Origin of the sequence: Nodosilinea nodulosa PCC 7104 (assembly GCF_000309385.1) — a bacterium.
Taxonomy (GTDB): Bacteria; Cyanobacteriota; Cyanobacteriia; order Phormidesmidales; family Phormidesmidaceae; genus Nodosilinea; species Nodosilinea nodulosa.
The window spans coordinates 855,580-873,338 of record NZ_JH976537.1; the positions used below are offsets into that span (position 1 = coordinate 855,580).

General features: G+C 61.8%; 20 protein-coding genes. 11 read left to right on the forward strand and 9 right to left on the reverse strand.

Annotated elements, in window-relative coordinates; genetic code table 11:
* Window positions 1-33: 33 nt before the first annotated feature.
* The 3 genes from LEPTO7104_RS0103700 to ntcA all read right to left on the reverse strand — a co-directional run bounded on the left by LEPTO7104_RS0103700 (window position 34) and on the right by ntcA (window position 2,994).
* On the reverse strand, window positions 34-423 hold the full coding sequence (locus LEPTO7104_RS0103700; protein WP_017297198.1) for a PadR family transcriptional regulator: 390 nt from the start codon (window positions 421-423) through the stop codon (window positions 34-36).
* 207 nt (window positions 424-630) lie between these two features.
* Window positions 631-2,043, reverse strand: a complete 1,413-nt coding sequence (locus tag LEPTO7104_RS0103705; RefSeq protein WP_071527177.1) for a DUF3084 domain-containing protein — start codon at window positions 2,041-2,043, stop codon at window positions 631-633.
* Window positions 2,044-2,322: 279 nt separating this feature from the next.
* The gene (gene ntcA / locus LEPTO7104_RS0103710; RefSeq protein WP_017297200.1) at window positions 2,323-2,994 is read right to left on the reverse strand and encodes a global nitrogen regulator NtcA; all 672 of its coding nucleotides are present in this window, start codon (window positions 2,992-2,994) and stop codon (window positions 2,323-2,325) included.
* Between the two features lie 619 nt (window positions 2,995-3,613).
* Here ntcA and thrC point away from each other — a divergent pair.
* From thrC to cofH, 3 genes are all read left to right on the forward strand, one after another.
* A complete protein-coding gene (thrC, locus tag LEPTO7104_RS0103715) occupies window positions 3,614-4,918 on the forward strand; it encodes a threonine synthase (protein WP_017297201.1) in 1,305 nt (434 codons plus the stop codon).
* 138 nt (window positions 4,919-5,056) lie between these two features.
* Window positions 5,057-5,332 carry a MoaD/ThiS family protein gene (locus LEPTO7104_RS0103720; RefSeq protein ID WP_017297202.1) on the forward strand — a complete coding sequence of 92 codons (276 nt, stop codon included), beginning with the start codon at window positions 5,057-5,059 and terminating at the stop codon, window positions 5,330-5,332.
* A gap of 161 nt (window positions 5,333-5,493) precedes the next feature.
* Window positions 5,494-6,720, forward strand: coding sequence for a 7,8-didemethyl-8-hydroxy-5-deazariboflavin synthase subunit CofH (cofH, locus tag LEPTO7104_RS0103725; protein ID WP_155523848.1), 1,227 nt, complete (start codon window positions 5,494-5,496; stop codon window positions 6,718-6,720).
* Here cofH and LEPTO7104_RS39280 read toward each other — a convergent pair.
* The 4 genes from LEPTO7104_RS39280 to efp form a co-directional block, all read right to left on the reverse strand.
* Window positions 6,603-7,271: a hypothetical protein gene (locus LEPTO7104_RS39280; RefSeq protein WP_196358085.1), complete on the reverse strand. Its 669-nt coding sequence runs from the start codon at window positions 7,269-7,271 to the stop codon at window positions 6,603-6,605. The genes cofH and LEPTO7104_RS39280 overlap by 118 nt on opposite strands.
* Window positions 7,247-7,972: an orotidine-5'-phosphate decarboxylase gene (pyrF, locus tag LEPTO7104_RS0103735; RefSeq protein WP_017297205.1), complete on the reverse strand. Its 726-nt coding sequence runs from the start codon at window positions 7,970-7,972 to the stop codon at window positions 7,247-7,249. Before pyrF ends, LEPTO7104_RS39280 begins: the two co-directional genes overlap by 25 nt.
* Window positions 7,973-7,992: 20 nt before the next feature.
* Window positions 7,993-8,475 carry an acetyl-CoA carboxylase biotin carboxyl carrier protein gene (gene accB, locus LEPTO7104_RS0103740; RefSeq protein WP_017297206.1) on the reverse strand — a complete coding sequence of 161 codons (483 nt, stop codon included), beginning with the start codon at window positions 8,473-8,475 and terminating at the stop codon, window positions 7,993-7,995.
* Window positions 8,476-8,572: 97 nt separating this feature from the next.
* On the reverse strand, window positions 8,573-9,130 hold the full coding sequence (gene efp / locus LEPTO7104_RS0103745) for an elongation factor P (protein WP_017297207.1): 558 nt from the start codon (window positions 9,128-9,130) through the stop codon (window positions 8,573-8,575).
* A 284-nt stretch (window positions 9,131-9,414) separates the two neighbouring features.
* Here efp and LEPTO7104_RS0103750 point away from each other — a divergent pair, with 284 nt between their 5' ends.
* From LEPTO7104_RS0103750 to LEPTO7104_RS36650, 7 genes are all read left to right on the forward strand, one after another.
* Window positions 9,415-10,536: a peptidylprolyl isomerase gene (locus tag LEPTO7104_RS0103750; RefSeq protein WP_040695988.1), complete on the forward strand. Its 1,122-nt coding sequence runs from the start codon at window positions 9,415-9,417 to the stop codon at window positions 10,534-10,536.
* Between the two features lie 31 nt (window positions 10,537-10,567).
* On the forward strand, window positions 10,568-11,605 hold the full coding sequence (gene thiL / locus LEPTO7104_RS0103755) for a thiamine-phosphate kinase (RefSeq protein ID WP_017297209.1): 1,038 nt from the start codon (window positions 10,568-10,570) through the stop codon (window positions 11,603-11,605).
* Between the two features lie 108 nt (window positions 11,606-11,713).
* Complete coding sequence (locus LEPTO7104_RS36645) at window positions 11,714-12,988, forward strand: sensor histidine kinase (RefSeq protein WP_017297210.1); 1,275 nt, start codon at window positions 11,714-11,716, stop codon at window positions 12,986-12,988.
* A gap of 130 nt (window positions 12,989-13,118) precedes the next feature.
* Window positions 13,119-13,436: an ATP-dependent Clp protease adapter ClpS gene (clpS, locus tag LEPTO7104_RS0103765; protein WP_017297211.1), complete on the forward strand. Its 318-nt coding sequence runs from the start codon at window positions 13,119-13,121 to the stop codon at window positions 13,434-13,436.
* Window positions 13,437-13,474: 38 nt separating this feature from the next.
* On the forward strand, window positions 13,475-13,774 hold the full coding sequence (locus tag LEPTO7104_RS0103770) for a DUF2103 domain-containing protein (protein ID WP_026072345.1): 300 nt from the start codon (window positions 13,475-13,477) through the stop codon (window positions 13,772-13,774).
* On the forward strand, window positions 13,771-14,892 hold the full coding sequence (locus LEPTO7104_RS0103775; RefSeq protein ID WP_017297213.1) for a hypothetical protein: 1,122 nt from the start codon (window positions 13,771-13,773) through the stop codon (window positions 14,890-14,892). The genes LEPTO7104_RS0103770 and LEPTO7104_RS0103775 overlap by 4 nt, the downstream gene beginning before the upstream one ends.
* A gap of 142 nt (window positions 14,893-15,034) precedes the next feature.
* Entirely contained in the window at window positions 15,035-15,649 is a 615-nt protein-coding gene (locus tag LEPTO7104_RS36650; protein WP_017297214.1) for a hypothetical protein, read from the forward strand.
* Between the two features lie 47 nt (window positions 15,650-15,696).
* Here the strand turns inward: LEPTO7104_RS36650 and LEPTO7104_RS0103785 are convergent, their stop codons facing one another.
* Together LEPTO7104_RS0103785 and LEPTO7104_RS0103790 are read right to left on the reverse strand one after the other, a co-directional pair.
* A complete protein-coding gene (locus LEPTO7104_RS0103785) occupies window positions 15,697-16,689 on the reverse strand; it encodes a ligase-associated DNA damage response exonuclease (protein ID WP_017297215.1) in 993 nt (330 codons plus the stop codon).
* A gap of 12 nt (window positions 16,690-16,701) precedes the next feature.
* Window positions 16,702-16,986, reverse strand: a complete 285-nt coding sequence (locus LEPTO7104_RS0103790) for a DUF3493 domain-containing protein (RefSeq protein ID WP_017297216.1) — start codon at window positions 16,984-16,986, stop codon at window positions 16,702-16,704.
* 338 nt (window positions 16,987-17,324) lie between these two features.
* Between LEPTO7104_RS0103790 and LEPTO7104_RS0103795 the strand changes: the two genes are divergently transcribed.
* Complete coding sequence (locus tag LEPTO7104_RS0103795; protein WP_017297217.1) at window positions 17,325-17,735, forward strand: cupin domain-containing protein; 411 nt, start codon at window positions 17,325-17,327, stop codon at window positions 17,733-17,735.
* The last annotated feature ends 24 nt before the right edge of the window (window positions 17,736-17,759 follow it).

The window sequence follows — 17,759 nt, forward strand, 5'->3', positions numbered from 1 at the left end:
GTAGGCCTAGCCCCTCAAATTCAGCGCTATGGGTCATCCTCGCGGGGCGGAGTAGGCAGGGCTTTGGGCGGTGGTAGGACGCACCGGATCGCCCATGTAGGTTTTCCAAAATTCAGCCAGCTCCTCGGCCTGTAGCCGCCAGTCAGGGTTAAGGCGATACATGCGGCGGGGGCGGCCCCGACCTTCTACCTTCTTCCAGTAGCCATCTATGGCATTTTCATCTTCTAAAAATTTAAGGGCACCATAGAGCACCGTGTCCGACAGGCGATAGTGGGGGTACTGGTGAGTCAATCGCTGAATTAACTCGGTACCGTAGGAATCTTGCTGGAGCAACACCGACAACACATAACAGACGGCAAGCTCTTTGTTGAGGTAGATTGGCGGTGGATCCTCGAAGAACTGATAAATATCCTCAAATTTCATGGGATCGCTCCAGATATATTAAAGTTTGCCCCCCTTGGGACAGGCCAGAGTTAAAAGCAATCTGTTAGTAGCCGACAGATAGGCTAATTCTAAACACAGGTGATCCCCACAGTATCGAAGTGGGGCCAGATGGTAACTATCTGCAAATTTTTTTAGACATTATTAAATATTCGCCGCCAAAGATAATTTTCTTTGGATCCTTAAGCTTCAGCGAAGGTCAATGCTGCGGCGATCGCCGTCGTTGCCGAGAGAATTGTTCGCCCCACCGGTTTGAAACAAAACGCGCCCGTCATGGACAGCGACCAGATCAATCTGAATCGGCCCCGCCGTGAAGATATCGGTTGCCGCAATAGCCTGAAAATCCACCGCCTGATTTGACTGCTGCACCTGGTCGAGGAAGTTCAAAATGGTTTCCGGGCGGTTGTCGGCCACCTGTAGCGTGTCGCTCACAACGCCGTCCTGGCGGGCGCGAAACTGAGCCGCCGCCAGCAGCAGATTGAGGCGCTCGACCAGCTGGCGATCGCCAAAGGGCGGGGGATCGAGGGTCACCGTAGCCAGCCGCTCGCCCTTGGCATAGATTTGCTGGTTGGGGGTAGCGTCGATAAACACCTGAATACAGGGTTCGCCCCGCTGGAGGACGCAGGGTTCGCCAGTGACGTAGTTGGCCGCCGAAAGCAGGCGCACCACGTAGTCTTCGCCGGTGGCGAGGCGGTCAATCAGATCCTCCACTTCGCGGTTGCCAATCAGCAAAATTTGTTGGTCGATCGAGGCGCCGGGCGCAATGGCGCGGGACACCAGCCGATTGGCCTCCTGCAAAAATTTGGTCACAAAGTCTTCGGCCTGGGCGCGGTTTTCGGCCCGCCCCTGCCCCACCAGAATCTCCTGGTTGCGGTTGAGGGCAATGTTGCCGCGAAAAAGCCCCTGGTACTGGGTTTGTAGGGCGGTTACCTGCTGCTCTAAAAAGTCCTGTTCGGCCTCCAGATTAGTCAACAGCTGCTCGCGCTGGGCAATTTCTCGATCGCGTTGGGCAATCTTTTGGTCTAACTCGGCAATGGCGCGATCGCGTTGGGCAATCTGGCTGCCAATGGTGGCCTGCTGCTGAAGCAGGCGATCGCGCTCAACCCGCAGCGTGGCCGTCGACTGGCGCAGGGTTTCAGCTTGCTGGGACACCTTGTCGAGCTGCCCCTGGGTTTGGCTGAGCTTTCCCTGGGTCGCCTCCTGCTGCGCCACGGCCTGACTGAGCGACTTATTCACCTCCTGGAGTCGCCCCAAAGCCCGCTGGCGCTCGGCGGTGGCCGATTTCAGGTCCGTTTCAACGTTCTCCTGGGTCGCTTTGGCCTTGGCCAGATCGGCTTCGGCACTGGCCAAATTGTCCTGAATTCGGCCCAGTTCAAACACTCCGGTGCGCAGCTGACTGCTGACCCCAAACAGCAGCGCCAGCGTTGAGGCCGAAATGATGCTCCCGGTGGCAATGCTCACCACCGTTGCGGTTTGCCGGGGGCGCAGGTTAAACAGACTCAAGCGAGCTTTCCCGACCCGCATGCCAATGCGATCGCCCAGGGTAGCAATCACTCCCCCCAACATCAAGACCGCCAAAATCAGTACGTACCCAGAAACCATGCACCAGCCACAGGGGAGTTTGCATTTACTCTACTGCATGGGTCAGGCTCCTGTACGCTCAAAACGAGCCAGCAGCAAGCCGCCAACCCCAGTTCCGCTCCAGTAGACCAGACCAGCTGGGTGGCGTTCCCCAGCTCAACCCCTAGCCCAGGCTTTGCGGCTACAGAACCCATCAGAGCCGACCGGGTCGACGGGCCAGGTGCGCATGCCTACGCTAGGGCGCTTCTCTCGTGGGCAAAGGCCTGCGCCCCCTGCCTACGCAACGCGCTCAAGGCCAAGCTAGGTAAACTGCTGGCTCAGGTTGACCGGGTCGTGAACCGTGATCTTCTTTTTATAGATGGAGATCATGCCCTCCTGGCGCAGATCGCCAAGCAGGCGGGTCACCGTCACCCGAGTCGACCCGATGGCCTCAGCGATCGCCTGGTGAGACAGCTTGAGGTCGATGGTGATCCCATCCTGGCTGGGCACGCCAAAGTCGCGGCAGAGAATTAGCAAAAAGCTGACCAGCCGCGATCCCATGTCGCGGTGGGCCAGGGTCTCAATCATCATCTCGGTCTGCAAAATGCGCGATGACAGGCCCCGCAGCATCAGCAGCGCCAGCTCAGGATTTTCTTCTAGAGATTGCTCGACCTGCTCGATGGGCACCGACAGCAGCTCGACCGGCGTAAACGCCACAGAGTGATAGAAGCGATCGGAGCGGTTGCCCGTGATCAGCGATAGCACCCCAAACACGCTATTCTCTCGCAGTAGGGCGACGGTAATCTCTTCCCCAGCCTCGTACACCCGCGACAGCTTGACGGCCCCTTTCAGCAGAAAGTAGACCCGCTCGGCGGGATCTCCAGGAAAGAATATAGTCTTGCCCCGGTCGTAGGACTCGACTACCGGAGGGAATGCTCCCCCCGACAGCTGGCGGAAGACATTGGCAAGCGGCTTATCTTGGGTCACTACCATAAATGTTCTGCTAAGAGCATCACAGAAAGCGTCTGCACCGAACGTGCTGCTCTATGCCGCCAAATCACGGCTAGGCCCCCAGCACAGACCACCTTGGGGACCAAGCATAGAGCAGTTTTAGCGAGATGGCGCATAGGGTAATGCAAACGTTCCATGACTTTAAATCACTTAACCTCAACTGCACTGGGGGCGTTTGTATAGCACGCTACTTAGTCGCCTCCAGCCACAGATTTTCTGCCCGCTGGAGGTTAGCCCTGTCTCTATCAAGGGGCAGTTGACCAGACAAATGCCTTGTATTCCCTGAGCGATCGCAGCAACTCCCCTCCCCAGGGCTGCAATCGGCGGCTCAGGGCCTCAAGCCAGGGCCTCAAGCCAGGGCCTCAAGCCAGGGCATTAACCGACAAGCCCCCTAAACAATTCAGCCCATTTTTGCTTTGGGTCAGCCGAAGGAGGGCCACGGGCCGAGGCGATCCAGGGGTAGCCCTGGGAAATCAAGGCCTGCGCTATACCCGACTAAAAGAATCGGGTATGTTTGACCGGGTATTGTCAACGGTGCTACTTTTTGATCAATTGATTAATGCGCTAGCCGCTTGCCCAAAGAAACCCCAGAGAAACCGCCATGACGCAGTCCATCGAACGCTCTACCGCCACCACACCCACCTTTTCGGCTCTCAAGTGTCGCGAGTGCGGCGAAACCTACGATCTAGGGGCCAAGCACGTGTGTGAGGACGTCTGCTTTGGGCCGCTTGAGGTGGCCTACGACTACGACGCCATTCGCCAGCGCGTAACACGCAGCACGATTCAGGCTGGGCCGCTGTCGATTTGGCGCTACAAAGACTTTTTACCCGTCAGCACCGACACCCCCATCGATGTGGGCACCGGCATGACTCCCCTGGTGCGCTCTAAGCGCCTGGCCCGGCAGCTGGGGCTGAAGGAACTCTATATAAAGAACGACGCGGTCAACATGCCCACCCTTAGCTTTAAGGACAGGGTGGTGTCGGTGGCCCTGACGCGGGCGCAGGAGCTGGGGTTTACCACCGTGTCCTGCGCCAGCACGGGCAATTTGGCCAACTCTACGGCGGCGATCGCGGCCCATGCCGGGCTAGACTGCTGCGTCTTTATTCCCTCTGACCTGGAGGCCGGTAAGGTGCTGGGCACCTTGATCTACAACCCCACCGTGATGGCGGTGCAGGGCAACTACGACCAGGTCAACCGCCTCTGTTCCGAAGTGGCCAATACCCACGGCTGGGGCTTCGTCAATATCAACCTGCGCCCCTACTACTCCGAAGGCTCCAAGACCCTGGGCTACGAGGTGGCTGAGCAGCTGGGCTGGCGACTGCCTGACCACATCGTGGCTCCCCTGGCCTCCGGCTCGCTGTTCACCAAGATTTATAAGGGCTTCCAGGAGTTCGTCAAGGTGGGTCTGGTGGACGACAAGCCGGTGCGCTTCAGCGGTGCCCAGGCCGAGGGCTGCTCCCCCATCGCCCAAGCCTTCAGGGAAGGTCGGGATTTTGTCACGCCGGTGAAGCCCAACACGATCGCCAAATCCATCGCCATTGGCAACCCCGCCGACGGTATCTACGCCCTCGACATTGCCCGCAAGACCAGCGGCAATATTGAGTCGGTGACCGATGCGGAAGTCATAGAAGGTATGAAGCTGCTGGCCGAAACCGAGGGCATTTTCACCGAAACCGCTGGGGGCACCACCATTGCTGTGCTCAAGAAGCTAGTGGAAGCCGGTAAGATTGACCCCGATGAGTCTACGGTGGTCTACATCACCGGCAACGGGCTCAAAACCCAGGAGGCGGTCCAGGGCTATATCGGTGAACCCTTCACCATTGAGCCCAAGCTCGACAGCTTTGAGCGGGCGCTGGAGCGCTCTCGCACCCTCGATCGCCTGGAGTGGCAGCAGGTGCCCGTATAGGGCCGCCCAGGCTCAACCGTGCCGGGCTTTACTCGCTCGGCCCGCAGGGTTTCCCGGCGATCGCTGCGGGATGATTTTTTGACTGCGCTTTGACTGCGCCTAGGCCTTTAGATTTAACTCTCAACCGTAGACACCACCATGGCTGTAAAAGTACTGATTCCGACCCCCCTGCAAAAGTTCACCAACAACCAGGCGGCCCTCGACTGTAGCGGCGGCACCATTGTAGAACTGCTGAACGATCTAGAAGCCAGCTGCCCCGGCATCAAAGCCCGCCTCTGCGACGATGCCGGCGAACTGCGCCGCTTCGTCAACTTCTACGTCAACAGCGAAGATATTCGTTTCCTCGACGGCAAGGAGACAGCCCTCAGCGATGGCGATGAGGTCAGCATTGTGCCCGCCGTAGCCGGGGGCTGAAGATAGATCCAGGCATGTATTGATCCCCAGCTTTGGGCTTTACTGACTAGCCATAGCCTCAGCCATACAGCTGGGGCTTAATTATTGCTGGCTGAGCGGTCATGGTAGAGAGGCGTCACAATGGAGAGGTGGCGTTATGGGCGGTGGCCCACCCCAATTTTATGGATATCGAATCAATTCTTGCTGAAGCTCTGGCGGGGGCGGATATTTCTGCGGCTGACGGGGTGGTGCTCTTGCAGCAGCGCGACCCGGAGGTGCGGTTGGCCATTCGCCGCACCGCCGACCAGCTGCGCCAGCGTCAGGTGGGGGAGACCGTGACCTACGTGGTCAACCGCAACATCAACTTCACCAACATCTGCGAGCAGCACTGTAATTTTTGCGCCTTTCGCCGCGATGCCCAGACTGAAGGCGCCTACTGGCTTGACTTTGCCCCCATCCTCGAAAAAACCGCTGAGGCGGTTGCGGTGGGCGCTACCGAGATCTGCATGCAGGGAGGGTTGAACCCCGAGGCCAAGCTGGACGGCAGCTCCCTACGGTATTACCTGAAGCTGGTAGCGACGGTCAAAGATGCTTACCCGACCCTGCATCTCCACGCCTTTTCGCCCCAGGAGGTGGAGTTTATCGCCCGCCAGGACAATCTGAACTACCGCGACGTGCTAATTGCCCTGAAGGATGGGGGAGTTGGCTCGCTGCCAGGGACGGCGGCGGAGGTGCTGGACGACAGCGTGCGCCGGGTGCTGTGTCCCGAGAAAATTAGCGCGGCTACCTGGCTGGAGATCATCGGCCTGGCCCACGAGATTGGCCTGCCCACCACCAGCACCCTGCTGTCGGGCCACATCGAAACCCCGGCTCAGCAAATCCTCCACCTGGAAAAGCTGCGCCAGCTGCAGCGCCAGTCTATGGAACGGGGGCGATCGGCGGCGATTACCGAATTTATTGTGCTGCCCTTCGTGGGGCAGGAGGCCCCCAGGCCCCTGCGCCGCCGGGTGGGGCGCGACCAGCCGGTGCTGGCCGATGCCCTCGTATTGATGGCGGTGGCCCGCATTTACCTGGGCAACTGGATTGTCAACCACCAGCCCAGCTGGGTGAAGCTGGGCCTGGCCGGGGCCACCGAGGCCCTGACCTGGGGCTGCAACGACATCGGCGGCACGCTGATGGAAGAGCACATTACCACCATGGCCGGAGCCCAGGGGGGCACCTGCATGACCGTGGCAGAATTGCGGGGGGCGATCGCCAGCCTCGATCGCCCTGCCCGGCAGCGCGACACCCTCTACGGCTGGGTTGATTCTGAAGGTGATTCTGAATCGGGCGGCACGGCGTATTCCTCCGCATCTGCCGGGAATATTGCCCCGGCTCGGCAGTCGCGCAGCCAGAGCCTGACTGCCTGACCCACAATGCCGTTGCTGCTTTCCTGGGGGGGCGTGGGGGCTCGATGGTCCATGGGGTATTGCCCCAGGCTGGAGTACAGCAGGGCCATATGCCAGCCGTCATCGCTCTGCACCAGAAACAGCCAGTGGAAATTTTGCAGTGAAACGATCTGGTTGTGCCAGTACTGGCGCTCCAGGGTAGTAAAAAATATCTGCCGAAGCGGCGCCCGATCGCCTGGCTCCGCCGGGGAGGGGGCAGGGGCCAGGTCAAGGGGGGTAAAGTCGGGCTGGCCCGCCACAATCACGGTGTTGGGAGGCAGCGTGCTGAGCTGCTCCACCGATTGACTGCGGCTGGCGACCCGGTTGGCGTAGCTGGGCAGATCAGCTAAAAGCCGCGCGGTCAGCTGAGTGAGATCGCTGGGGCAAAGCGCCGGAGGCCGCAGGTAGGAGGAAGCCGGAGCAGCCGAGCTTTCCTGGGCCGCAAGGCCGCCCTCAAAGGGCATGAGAGCCGCTGCTCCCAGCCCTAGAATCAGCAGAAATCGGTGCACTAGGGGGCGATCGCGGCGGAACATTCTTCGCAGATGCGCTCAAAGGCGGCGGCGGGGTTGGCAGCGGCAGTAATGGGGCGACCAATGACCAGATAGGTGGCTCCGGCCTGGAGCGCCTGGAGCGGGGTGAGGGTGCGGCGCTGGTCCTGGCTGCTGGTCCAGGCGGGGCGCACCCCCGGACACACCAGCACAAAGTCGGCGGGCAAAAAGCGCCGCAGCTGGCCAGCCTCCTGGGGCGAGCAGACCGCGCCGCTGAGGCCGCTATCCTGGGCCAGTCGGGCCATTTGCAGAACGTAGTTGGTCGAGCCGAGGGGAATTTTCAGCTCCTCAGCCAGCACGTTGGAGGCAATGCTGGTCAACAGCGTCACCCCCAGGACCGTGGGAGGATCGACGCCCGCTGCCGCCGCTCCGGCGATCGCAGCGGCCTGGGCCGCCGCCATGGCCTCTTTGCCCGCCGCCGTGTGAACGGTCATCAGGTCGATGCCGTAGCGCCCAGCGGCAGCGCAAGCCCCCGCCATGGTGTTGGGAATATCGTGAAACTTGAGGTCGAGAAACACCCGTTTTTGGCGCGCCCTGAGCGCTTCAATCAGAGCTGGCCCGGCGCTGACAAACAGCTCCAGCCCCATCTTCCAGAAGCTCACCTGGGGCAGCGCCTCGACTAAGGCCAAAGCCGCCGAGGCGGAGGGCACGTCGAGGGGCACGATTATGCGCTGATCAACGGACATGGACACACCGGGGGCAAGGGTCAGACGGGGCGCACCAGCATCAGAGTTTGGCCGAACTCCACGGGCTGGGAGTTTTCGACTAAAATCTCCACAATCTCGCCGCTGACCTCGGCCTCCAGCTCGTTCATCAGCTTCATCGCTTCGATAATGCACACCGTCTGTCCGGCGCTAATGCGATCGCCCACCCCCACAAAGGGAGGCTCTTCGGGGGCCGGGGAGCGGTAGAAGGTGCCCACCATGGGAGACGTGATCGAGATGACATCGCTGCCCTTGCCCGGCGGCGCTACCGGTGGGACGGCGGGGGCGGTCGGCGGGGCCGGCTCCACGGCGGCGGGCGGGGCGCTGACGACCACCTCCTGCGCTGGTCCAGGCGCTGCCGCCACCACGGCGCCTGGTTTACGCAGGGTCAGCTCAAAGTCTGAGCTCTTTAGGGTCAGCTCGACGATATCGCTCTGGCTCAGGGCAGCGACTAACTCTCTCAGCTCGGTGACGCTTAGTTCCACGGCGTAGGTCTCATACGGTCTGTATAGGATTTGATTTGGGGGGCAGCGGTCCAACCAGCTGGGCTTACCGCTGGGTGCTAAGCAGCGCAGGCCAGGCCTACTCGCGGCCCAGGTAGGTATCGGTGCGGGTATCCACTTTGATTTTTTCGCCAATGGAGATAAATAGCGGCACCATAACCTGGGCGCCGGTTTCGAGGATAGCGGGCTTGGTGCCGCCCGTGGCGGTGTCGCCCTTGACGCCGGGGTCGGTTTGAGTGACTTCTAAAACGATGGAGTTGGGCAGTTCAACCTCCAAAATTTGACCGTTCCAGCTCACGACGCTGACGGCCATCTCTTCCTTTAGATACTTGACCTGGGGACCAATTTCATCGCTGGTGAGGCGAACTTCCTCGTAGGTTTCCATATCCATAAAGACCAGGTCTTCACCGTCGCGATAGGTGTGCTGCATGTCTTTCTTTTCGATTACCGCCTGGGGAACGGTTTCCCCAGCCCGAAAGGTTTTTTCAACGGTGTTGCCAGTTTTGACATTCTTGAGTTTGGTGCGCACAAAGGCGGAACCTTTGCCCGGTTTAACGTGGAGAAATTCGACCACGCGCCAGACGGAGCCGTCTAGCTCGATAGAGGTGCCGGTGCGAAAGTCGTTGCTAGAAATCATGGCGCTGGCTACGGTGGACAGTCTAAGTTTGGCATCTCATTTTACCCCCCTGCGGCCATTTCCCACAGAATTTGCCCCTAACTGAACCTTTAGCCACGCCCTTAACTATGGCTTAGGCTGGGCGCCCTGAACCGCGATTGTTATCGCAATAAGTTAACCGCCTGAGTCGAGGCGGAACTGGCCAGGGAGGTTCCAGAGTATGACAAGATTGAAGGGCGCAGTGCGCTGCAGAACAAGAGCCGCCAGGGGCGGAAAATGGAGTTATGGCCAAGGAAATGCGGGTAATGAATAGACGGCTGGGTTTGGGCTGGAGCACTCTGGTGAAGCTGGGGTGGGGGTTGATGGTGGTGGTCAGCCTATGGTTTGGCCCTGCGGCCTCGGCCTCAGCTCTACCGATGGAGCCTCTCGTGGCCTACCTGCCCCCCGGCAATGCCATTACCGATGGTCGCGCCCTGCTGCGCTACTCGCTGCCCATCGACAACGCCGATATTCGTACGATTCAGTCGACCCTAGAGGGCATGTCGGACTGGCTACGCAGCAAGCGCTGGGGCCCCATCGGCAAAGATTTGACCAAGGTGGAGCGCATTTTGATGCGGAGCCGGGAGACCATGCTGGCCGCCGTGCCGGACGGCAAGCGGGCGGCGGCGATTTCCTACCTCGACGACATGGAGTCCCAGCTGCTGCCCCTGCGCGAGGCGATTGACCTGCGCGATCGCGAGATTGTCTACCTCAAGCGAGAGGCCCTGCTGGAGGATGTCAGCCGGATCGAAGAGCTGATGGTGCAGGGCTTTCCCTACGAAGTGCCGGCGGAGTACGACGCACTGCCCCAGCTCAAAGGCCGCGCCACTGTGGAGGTAAAGACGAGCAAGGGCACCATGCGGGCGGTGATCGACGGCTACAGCGCTCCGGTGACCGGCGGCAACTTTATCGACCTGGTGCAGCGGGGCTTTTACGACAACATGGAGTTTAACCGGGCCGAGGACAACTACGTGCTGCAAACCGGCGACCCCGCTGGCCCCGCCGACGGCTTCATTGACCCCAAAACCAAGGCCTACCGCGCCATTCCCCTGGAGGTTTTGGTAGAGGGCGATGACGCTCCGGTCTACGGCAATACCCTAGAGTCGATCGGCCGCTTTTTAGATGCCCCGGTGCTGCCTTTTTCGGCCTTTGGCACCCTGGGGATGGCCCGCCCCAACACCGATCCCAACGGCGGCTCGTCGCAGTTTTTCTTCTTTTTGTTTGAGCCGGAAATGACCCCGGCGGGGCTAAATCTGCTGGACGGACGCTACGCGGTGTTTGGCTATGTAGTTGAGAACAAAGAGGTGCTAGATCAGCTCACCCAGGGCGATCGCATCGAGTCGATTCGGGTGATTGCCGGGGCCGAAAATCTGGTGCAGCCCTCCTGAGCCCGTCGTCATCCCTTTGCCTGGAGCGGCCGTGAGCAACCCACAAACCATCGCCGAACTGGGGGAGCTGGGGCTGCTAGAGCGGCTGTTCCGGTTTTGCCCTGGGGACGTGGTGGGCGACGACGGCGCCGTGGTCAATCTGCCCCCCGGCCAGCGCCTGGTGGTGACCACCGATGTGCTGGTGGATGGGGTGCACTTTAGCGATCGCACCACCGACCCCGCTGACGCGGGCTGGCGAGCGGTGGCCGCCAACCTCTCTGACCTGGCCGCCATGGGGGCCACCCCCACAGGTATTACCGTGGGCCTGAGCCTGCCAGGGCACACCTCCCTGGCCTGGGTGGAAGGGCTGTACCAGGGCATGGCCGCCTGCCTCAGCCGCTGGGGCGGCGTGGTGCTGGGGGGCGACCTCTGCCGGGCCGATACCCGCAGCGTGGCCATTACCGCCCTGGGCAGCGTCCTGCCCCAGCGCGCCCTGTATCGCCATCGCGCCCAGCCTGGTCAGGCAATTGTGGTGACGGGCTACCACGGCCTGTCGCGGGCGGGGCTGGAGCTGCTGCTGCACCCCGATCGCGGCCTTCACATAGCCCCCGCCGATCGCGATCGGTGGGTGGCTGCCCACCAGCGCCCCCGACCCCGCCTCGATGCGATCGCGGCCCTCTGGCAGGAGCTGGGAGCGGCGGCAGAGGCGGGGGCGATTGCCGCCATGGACTCCAGCGACGGCCTGGCCAACGCGGTGCTGCACCTGTGCCAGGCCAGCGGGGTGGGGGCGATCTTAACCGAGGCCGCGCTGCCCATCGATCCGGCCCTGGCGGATTGGGTGGGCAGGCCGCAGGCGATCGACTGGTGCCTTTACGGCGGCGAAGACTTTGAGCTGGTGCTGTGCCTGCCCTGGGCCCAGGCCGAAAGGCTCCAGGGACAGGGGTGGGCGATCGTCGGCCAAACCACTGCGTCCAGCGCGGTCGAGCTGCGCTCTGAAGAATTGGCGGCCTCCACCCTGCTCAGCTTTAGCCAGGGATTTCAGCACTTCGCCGCCCGCTCCGGAACGCAGGCCCAACGCAGTCAGCCCTAAACAATAGTTTCAGAATGGGGCGGCCCCAGGGGCTTAGGGTTTAATGAAGGTGAACCCGACCCGAGGTCGGCCCCCAGATTCCCCATCAGCCCGATTGCTCGCCTTACCATGACTGCTAACGATCTGGACGATCTCCGGCCCTTTTGTCGAGACGAGGCCGCCTTTAGGCAGCTCCAGCAGGTGTTAGCCGAGCGCGAGGCCCGCCGCGAGCGGAGCCTGCTGGACGGAACCCGGCAGGCCCAGCGCACCCAAATTTTGGAGGCCCAGCGCCGGGCGGCTGAGGCCTCCAGCCAGGCCAAAAGCCGCTTCCTGGCCATGATCAGCCACGAGCTGCGCACCCCACTCAACGCTGTTCTGGGGCTGTCGGCGCTGCTGTCGCGCCAGGTGGTCGGCCCTCTCAATGAAAAACAGGCGGAGTACCTGAACTACATCCACGGCAGCGGCGAGCATCTGCTGGCGATCATCAGCGACATTCTCGATCTGTCGAAGGTGGAGGCGGGCCAGGAGCATCTGGGGCTGGCGGAGGTGTCTCTGCCCGAGCTGTGTCAGTCGTGCCTGGCCATGATCCGGCCCCGTGCCATTGAAAAAGGGCTGACGCTGACCTACCGGGAAGACGGCAGCGCCCTCAGCTGTTTGGCCGATGAGCGTCGCCTGCGCCAAATGCTGCTGAATCTGCTGTCGAACGCGGTCAAATTTACCGCCCGCGGGCAGGTCATGCTGGCGGTGCAGCGCCGCGATGCCCAGATCGAGTTTCGCGTTGAAGACACGGGCATTGGCATACCGGCAGATCAGCTAGAGCAGATTTTTCAGCCCTTTACCCAGCTCGATCGCGGCCTCAACCGTCAGTACGAGGGCACCGGCCTGGGGCTGGCTCTGACCCGCCAGCTGGCGCAGCTCCACGGGGGGCACCTGCGGGTGGACTCGGTGGTGGGGCAGGGCAGCCGGTTCTTTCTGCGGCTGCCGGTGCAGGGGCCGGGGGGGAATGCGGCGGCGGCAGATCCACTGGTCGGCTCCCCCCTGCAAGCCGAGGAGCAGCGCCTGGTGATGATCGACACCGACCTCGACCACCACCGGGCGCTGGTGGCCTACGTGCGGGAGCGGGGCTGGCAGGTCAACGGCTGCCGCAGTTGGGCAGAGGTGCAACAGTACCTGACGGCAAACGCGCCCCAGCTGCTGATTGTGGGCGATCGCGAGGCCTGCAACCCCGCCCTGGGCGAGCATTTGCAGCAGCTCAAATCGGCCCAGCGGCAGCCCATCAAGATAGCTATTCTGCGCACCGAAAATGCCGCTGCCGACCCAGCGGCAGGCGCGCTGGCCCTGGCCGATGCCTGTATCGATCTGCCCCTAACCATTGCCAAGCTAGAGCGGGTGCTGACGCTGTAGCCCGGGCCGGGAGCCAGCCACCGGAAGCTTAGAATCGGCTGGGGAAGCCCCCTGGAATTCGATACACTGGTAGGGGTCAAGCCCTGATTTAGCGAGTACTTGCCCGATATCACCTTCAGGATCAGCCCCCATGACTTCGGTTTTGCCCTCAGCGGTTTCCTCAGCCCCTGCCATTGCCCCTGAAAAAACCCGCCAAACGACCCGCAAGCCGTATCCCAACTACAAGATCATCGTGCTCAACGACGATGTCAACACCTTTGAGCATGTGGCGGAATGCCTGATGAAGTACATTCCGGGCATGGGCAGCGATCGCGCCTGGGAACTGACCAACCAGGTGCACCACGATGGTCAGGCGATTGTCTGGGTTGGTCCGCTGGAGCAGGCCGAGCTGTACCACACGCAACTTACCCGCGCCGGTTTAACGATGGCGCCCCTTGAGAAAGCATAATCAAGTAATCTCGTATTAAATCTTTCTTAAATCCCCCTATGACACAAGCTTCGGACGGTCGCCTAGTCTGGAACCATTCCACCCATTTGCCTGGGCTAATTCCCATCCTCGAACGCCTCTTAGAGCAGCCCAGCATTGGCACCGTGACCCCTGGGGTGATTGCAAATGTCAGAGCCCACTCCCCCGAGTTTCGGGTCAAGGTATCGGTGCCCATTCGCGGCGGCTTTAAGCTGCTTGCCCGCAAGGGCAAGACGGTGCAGGAAGTCTTTGTGCTCACCGAGCTAGATAAGCCAGCCCTGGAGGGGGCGATCGCCAAAGCTATTGAGGCCGCCGGGTGACCGCTGGGTCACCCGGCGGTTTAGTCCAGGAAGGTAAGGCTACCTTTGCGGTGGGCGATGCCTTCTACCGGCCCCAGAGCGCGATCGCCCGCGACCTGGCGGTGCTGGCCGCCGCCGTCTACCGTCAGCGCCACGGCCATCTGCGGGTGCTCGATGCCATGACCGGCTGTGGCGTGCGGCCCCTGCGCTACGGGCTAGAGGCCGGGGCCGACTGGATCTGGGCCAATGAGGGCAATCCAGACCTAGCTGGCCTTCTAAGGCAAAATCTGGCGGTTCTGCCCGCCAGCACCCGCCAGATCACCCACCGGGATGCCAACCAGGTGTTCTTTGACTGCTACCAGCAGCGCGACTTCTACGACCTGGTGGATATCGACAACTTTGGCGGCCCTACCCCCTACACCAGCACCGGGCTGTGGGCGACGCGCCTGGGCGGCCTGCTGTACCTGACCAGCACCGACGGACGCGCCACCAGCGGCCACGACCCAGGGCGGAGTTTGAAAACCTACGGGGCCTGGGCGCGATCGCACCCCGCCGTCCATGAGCAGGGGCTGCGGCTGATGCTTGGCCACGCCGCCCAAACCGCTGCGGCGCGGGGACTGGGCGTAAAGCCTGTGTTCTCGCTGTTTACGGGCCAGGTGCATCGGGTGATGGTGCAGCTGGTCAGCAAGCCGACGCTGAGCGATCGGACCTACGGGTTTTTGGGCTACTGCCACCGCTGCGGCCACTTTCAGACGGTGGATTGGCGGCATTTGGGGCGACTCCCCTGCCCCTGCGGCAGCGACGATGGGCCTGTCGCCAGCGGCCCCATGTGGCTGGGTGCCCTGCACGATGGGCCAACCCTGGCCGCCATGCAGGAGCTGGCGGCCCGCTGGCACTGGCCTGGGCAGGCCAGGCTTCTGGCGATTATGGCCGAGGAAAACACCCTGCCCCCCTACTACTACTCCCTGGGCGAAATTGGGCGGCGGGGGCAGATGGATATTCCCAATCGGGAGCGGCTGATGGCGAGCTTGCAGGCCCAGGGTTACCGGGCAGCGGTGCCCTCTATGGACTGGCAGGGGGTGAAGACCGACGCTGGGTTTGGGGACTGTGTGGCTCTGGCCAGGGCGATTCAGCCTTGACGCCTATTGAATTGGGTACGAGCCTAAATCTTTGGCAGGTAGGCCGCTCAGGGAATAGGCCCAGGGGCTGAGCACAAAGGCTCGATCTGGCGGTATGCTTAACCCGTTTGAGTCTAAGACTCCGGCTGGTGGTGCATGTGCCATGACGTTTTCTCCTAAACTGGCGGCGGCGCTGTTTATGCCTGCGGCGATCGGTCTGCTGTATCAGGCGGTGCAGCCTTACCCCTGGCCCCATCGCCTGCTGGCCCTGGCGCTGCTGCTGGCGATCTTTGAGCAGGCCTACATGGCCCGAGTCGACCTGCGGAATATCGAGGTGGTGGGTCTGCGGCTGGGCGATCCGCGCCTCAAACCGTTTAGGCGAGTGGTGATTTGGACTGTTGCGGGCCAGCTGGTGGGGTTTTATGCGGCGGCGGCGGGGTATCTGGGCTGGGGCATGGCCACCATTCTGCTGAGCGTGATTGGCTTTAACCTGGCGGCTACCCTGCGCCTGGACCCCGCTGGCCCCCAGCCGATTCAGGCGGCGGGCTGGCGATCGCGCCTCGCCGTGCTGAGCTTAGATGCGATCGCCCTCACCCTCGCCCTGCTGTGGATAGCCCAGCGCTACCAGGGCGGAGTGGCGGCAGGCATGTTTACGATTACGGTGCTCTACGCAGCCGGTAAGCTGGTCACCTACACCAAAACGCTGTGGCGACCAGCCTCAGCGGTCCATGTCGCCCACGCCGCTCAAGAGCATCCACAGGCCCCCCAGCAAAATTAGCAGGGCCAGTCCACCCATTGCGCCATCCAGCCACGGGGTTGCTTCCACTAAATATCTCCCTCTCCTTCAAACAGCGTCTCCAGAGGCATGGCCTCCAGGTGTAATGATTCTTGCAGATAGCGCGACACCACGTCCGACTGGCCGTGGGTCACGTATACGGTTTTGGCCCCGCTGTCCCGCACGGTTTGAATCAGCCCCGGCCAGTCGGCGTGGTCGGAGAGCACAAAGCCGCGCTCGTAGCCCCGCCGCCGCCGCGCCCCTCGCACGGCCATCCACCCCGAGGCAAAGGCGGTTTGGGGATGCTTAAAGCGCTTCATCCAGCTGGAGCGGTGGCCGGAGGGGGGCGCCAGCACCAGATCGCCCCTGTAGCTGTGACCTTTGGGCATCTCTGAGGTGCAGACCGTCGGCACCATGGCCACCCCCTGGTCGCGGTAGATTTCGGTCAGCACGTGAATGGCGCCGTGGACGTAGACGGTCTGATCGGTAAACTGGACCAGCTCGCTCAGCACCCGCTGGGCCTTGCCAAAGGCATAGCAGAACAAGATGGAGGGGCGCTCGGGGTCATTCTGCCACCAGTCGTAGATGCGGCCCACCGTCTCGGCGCCGCTGTCCCAGCGGTAGATGGGCAGGCCAAAGGTAGCCTCGGTAATAAACGTGTCGCAAGGCACGACCTCAAAGGGGGTGCAGGAGGGGTCGGCGCAGCGCTTGTAGTCACCGGAGACCACCCACACCTCGTCGTTATGCTCAACCCGAATTTGGGCTGACCCCAGCACGTGGCCCGCCGGATGAAACGACACCCAGGCATGGCCCAGCTTCATCGGTTCTCCGTAGGCCACCCCCTGCAGGTGAATCTCCTGGCCCAGCCGCCGCCGCAATATGCCCTCCGACTGGGTGGTGGCCACATACTGGGCCGAACCCGCCCGAGCGTGGTCGCTGTGGGCATGGGTAATCAGCGCGGTCTGCACCGATCGCCACGGATCGATGTAGAAGTCGCCCTGCTCGCAGTACAGCCCCTCAGGGCGGACGGTAATTAGCGCCATTGAGATACCTCGCTAGCCCTTCTTTTCGAGGCGAAACAGCAAAATGACAACGGCAATTACCCCCAGCTGCACCCCCAGGTTGGGCAGCGCGCTGCTGACATCGCGCCCGGCGAGCAGCTGAGTAAAAAAGACAAACGCCCCGATCGCCCCCGAGGCTCCCACCGCTGCGTAGATAAACTTGCGCAGACCCCGGTAGGGGGCCTGGGCCTCGGCCCGCAGGTGGGCATACTTTTCTGGGTCCATGCCCTCGGGGGGCTGGTCGGGCAGCTGGTCAGGACGGCTATATTTGGGGGGCATAGGGGGGAGAACACTTAACAAATGGCCTATTCTCATCCTACAGGCGATTTTTCAGGACGTTTGCCGGGGCGATCGCGTGGCACCCAACGAGAAACCCAAACTATAGCCATAGTCAGATTGGTTAGGACATCCAGAAACCCCATGAACGTTCAAACGTTTGAACGTTCATAGGAGATCTGGCTTAACTAGACTGGCCACAGCTATAGAAGGGCCAGCGCCAGCCCCACCCCAGCTCTGGCATTAATTTTTTTGCCCCGACCCGCCCGCTCGACGGCCCGTTAGGCAAACTTGGGATAAATCCCTAACCACTCTGAATCCAACCCGCAGAGGACCTTGCCATGGCCGATTTAGCCTCTCCTACCCCAGCCGATGCCGAAATCATTACCGTGCGCCCCCAGCACGACACCGCAACGGTGCAAAAGCTGCCCTACTTCGTCGGTATTTCTGGCGTCTCGGCGGGCACCCAGGGCCTGTCGATGAATTTGGTGATCATTCCACCGGGGGCCTCTGCCGAGCCCCACTATCACCGGGACTACGAAACCGCTATTTACATTCTCAAAGGCCGGGTCAAAACCGCCTACGGCGAGGGACTCAAAAAAACCATCGTGAATGAGGCGGGCGATTTTCTTTTCATTCCGCCGGGGGTGCCCCACCAGCCCACCAACCTGAGCGACACCGAGCCAGCCCAGGCGATCGTGGCCCGCAACGACCCCAACGAGCAGGAAAACGTGGTGCTGTACCCGGTGTAGTTTAGCGGTAGTTTAGCGGCGCAG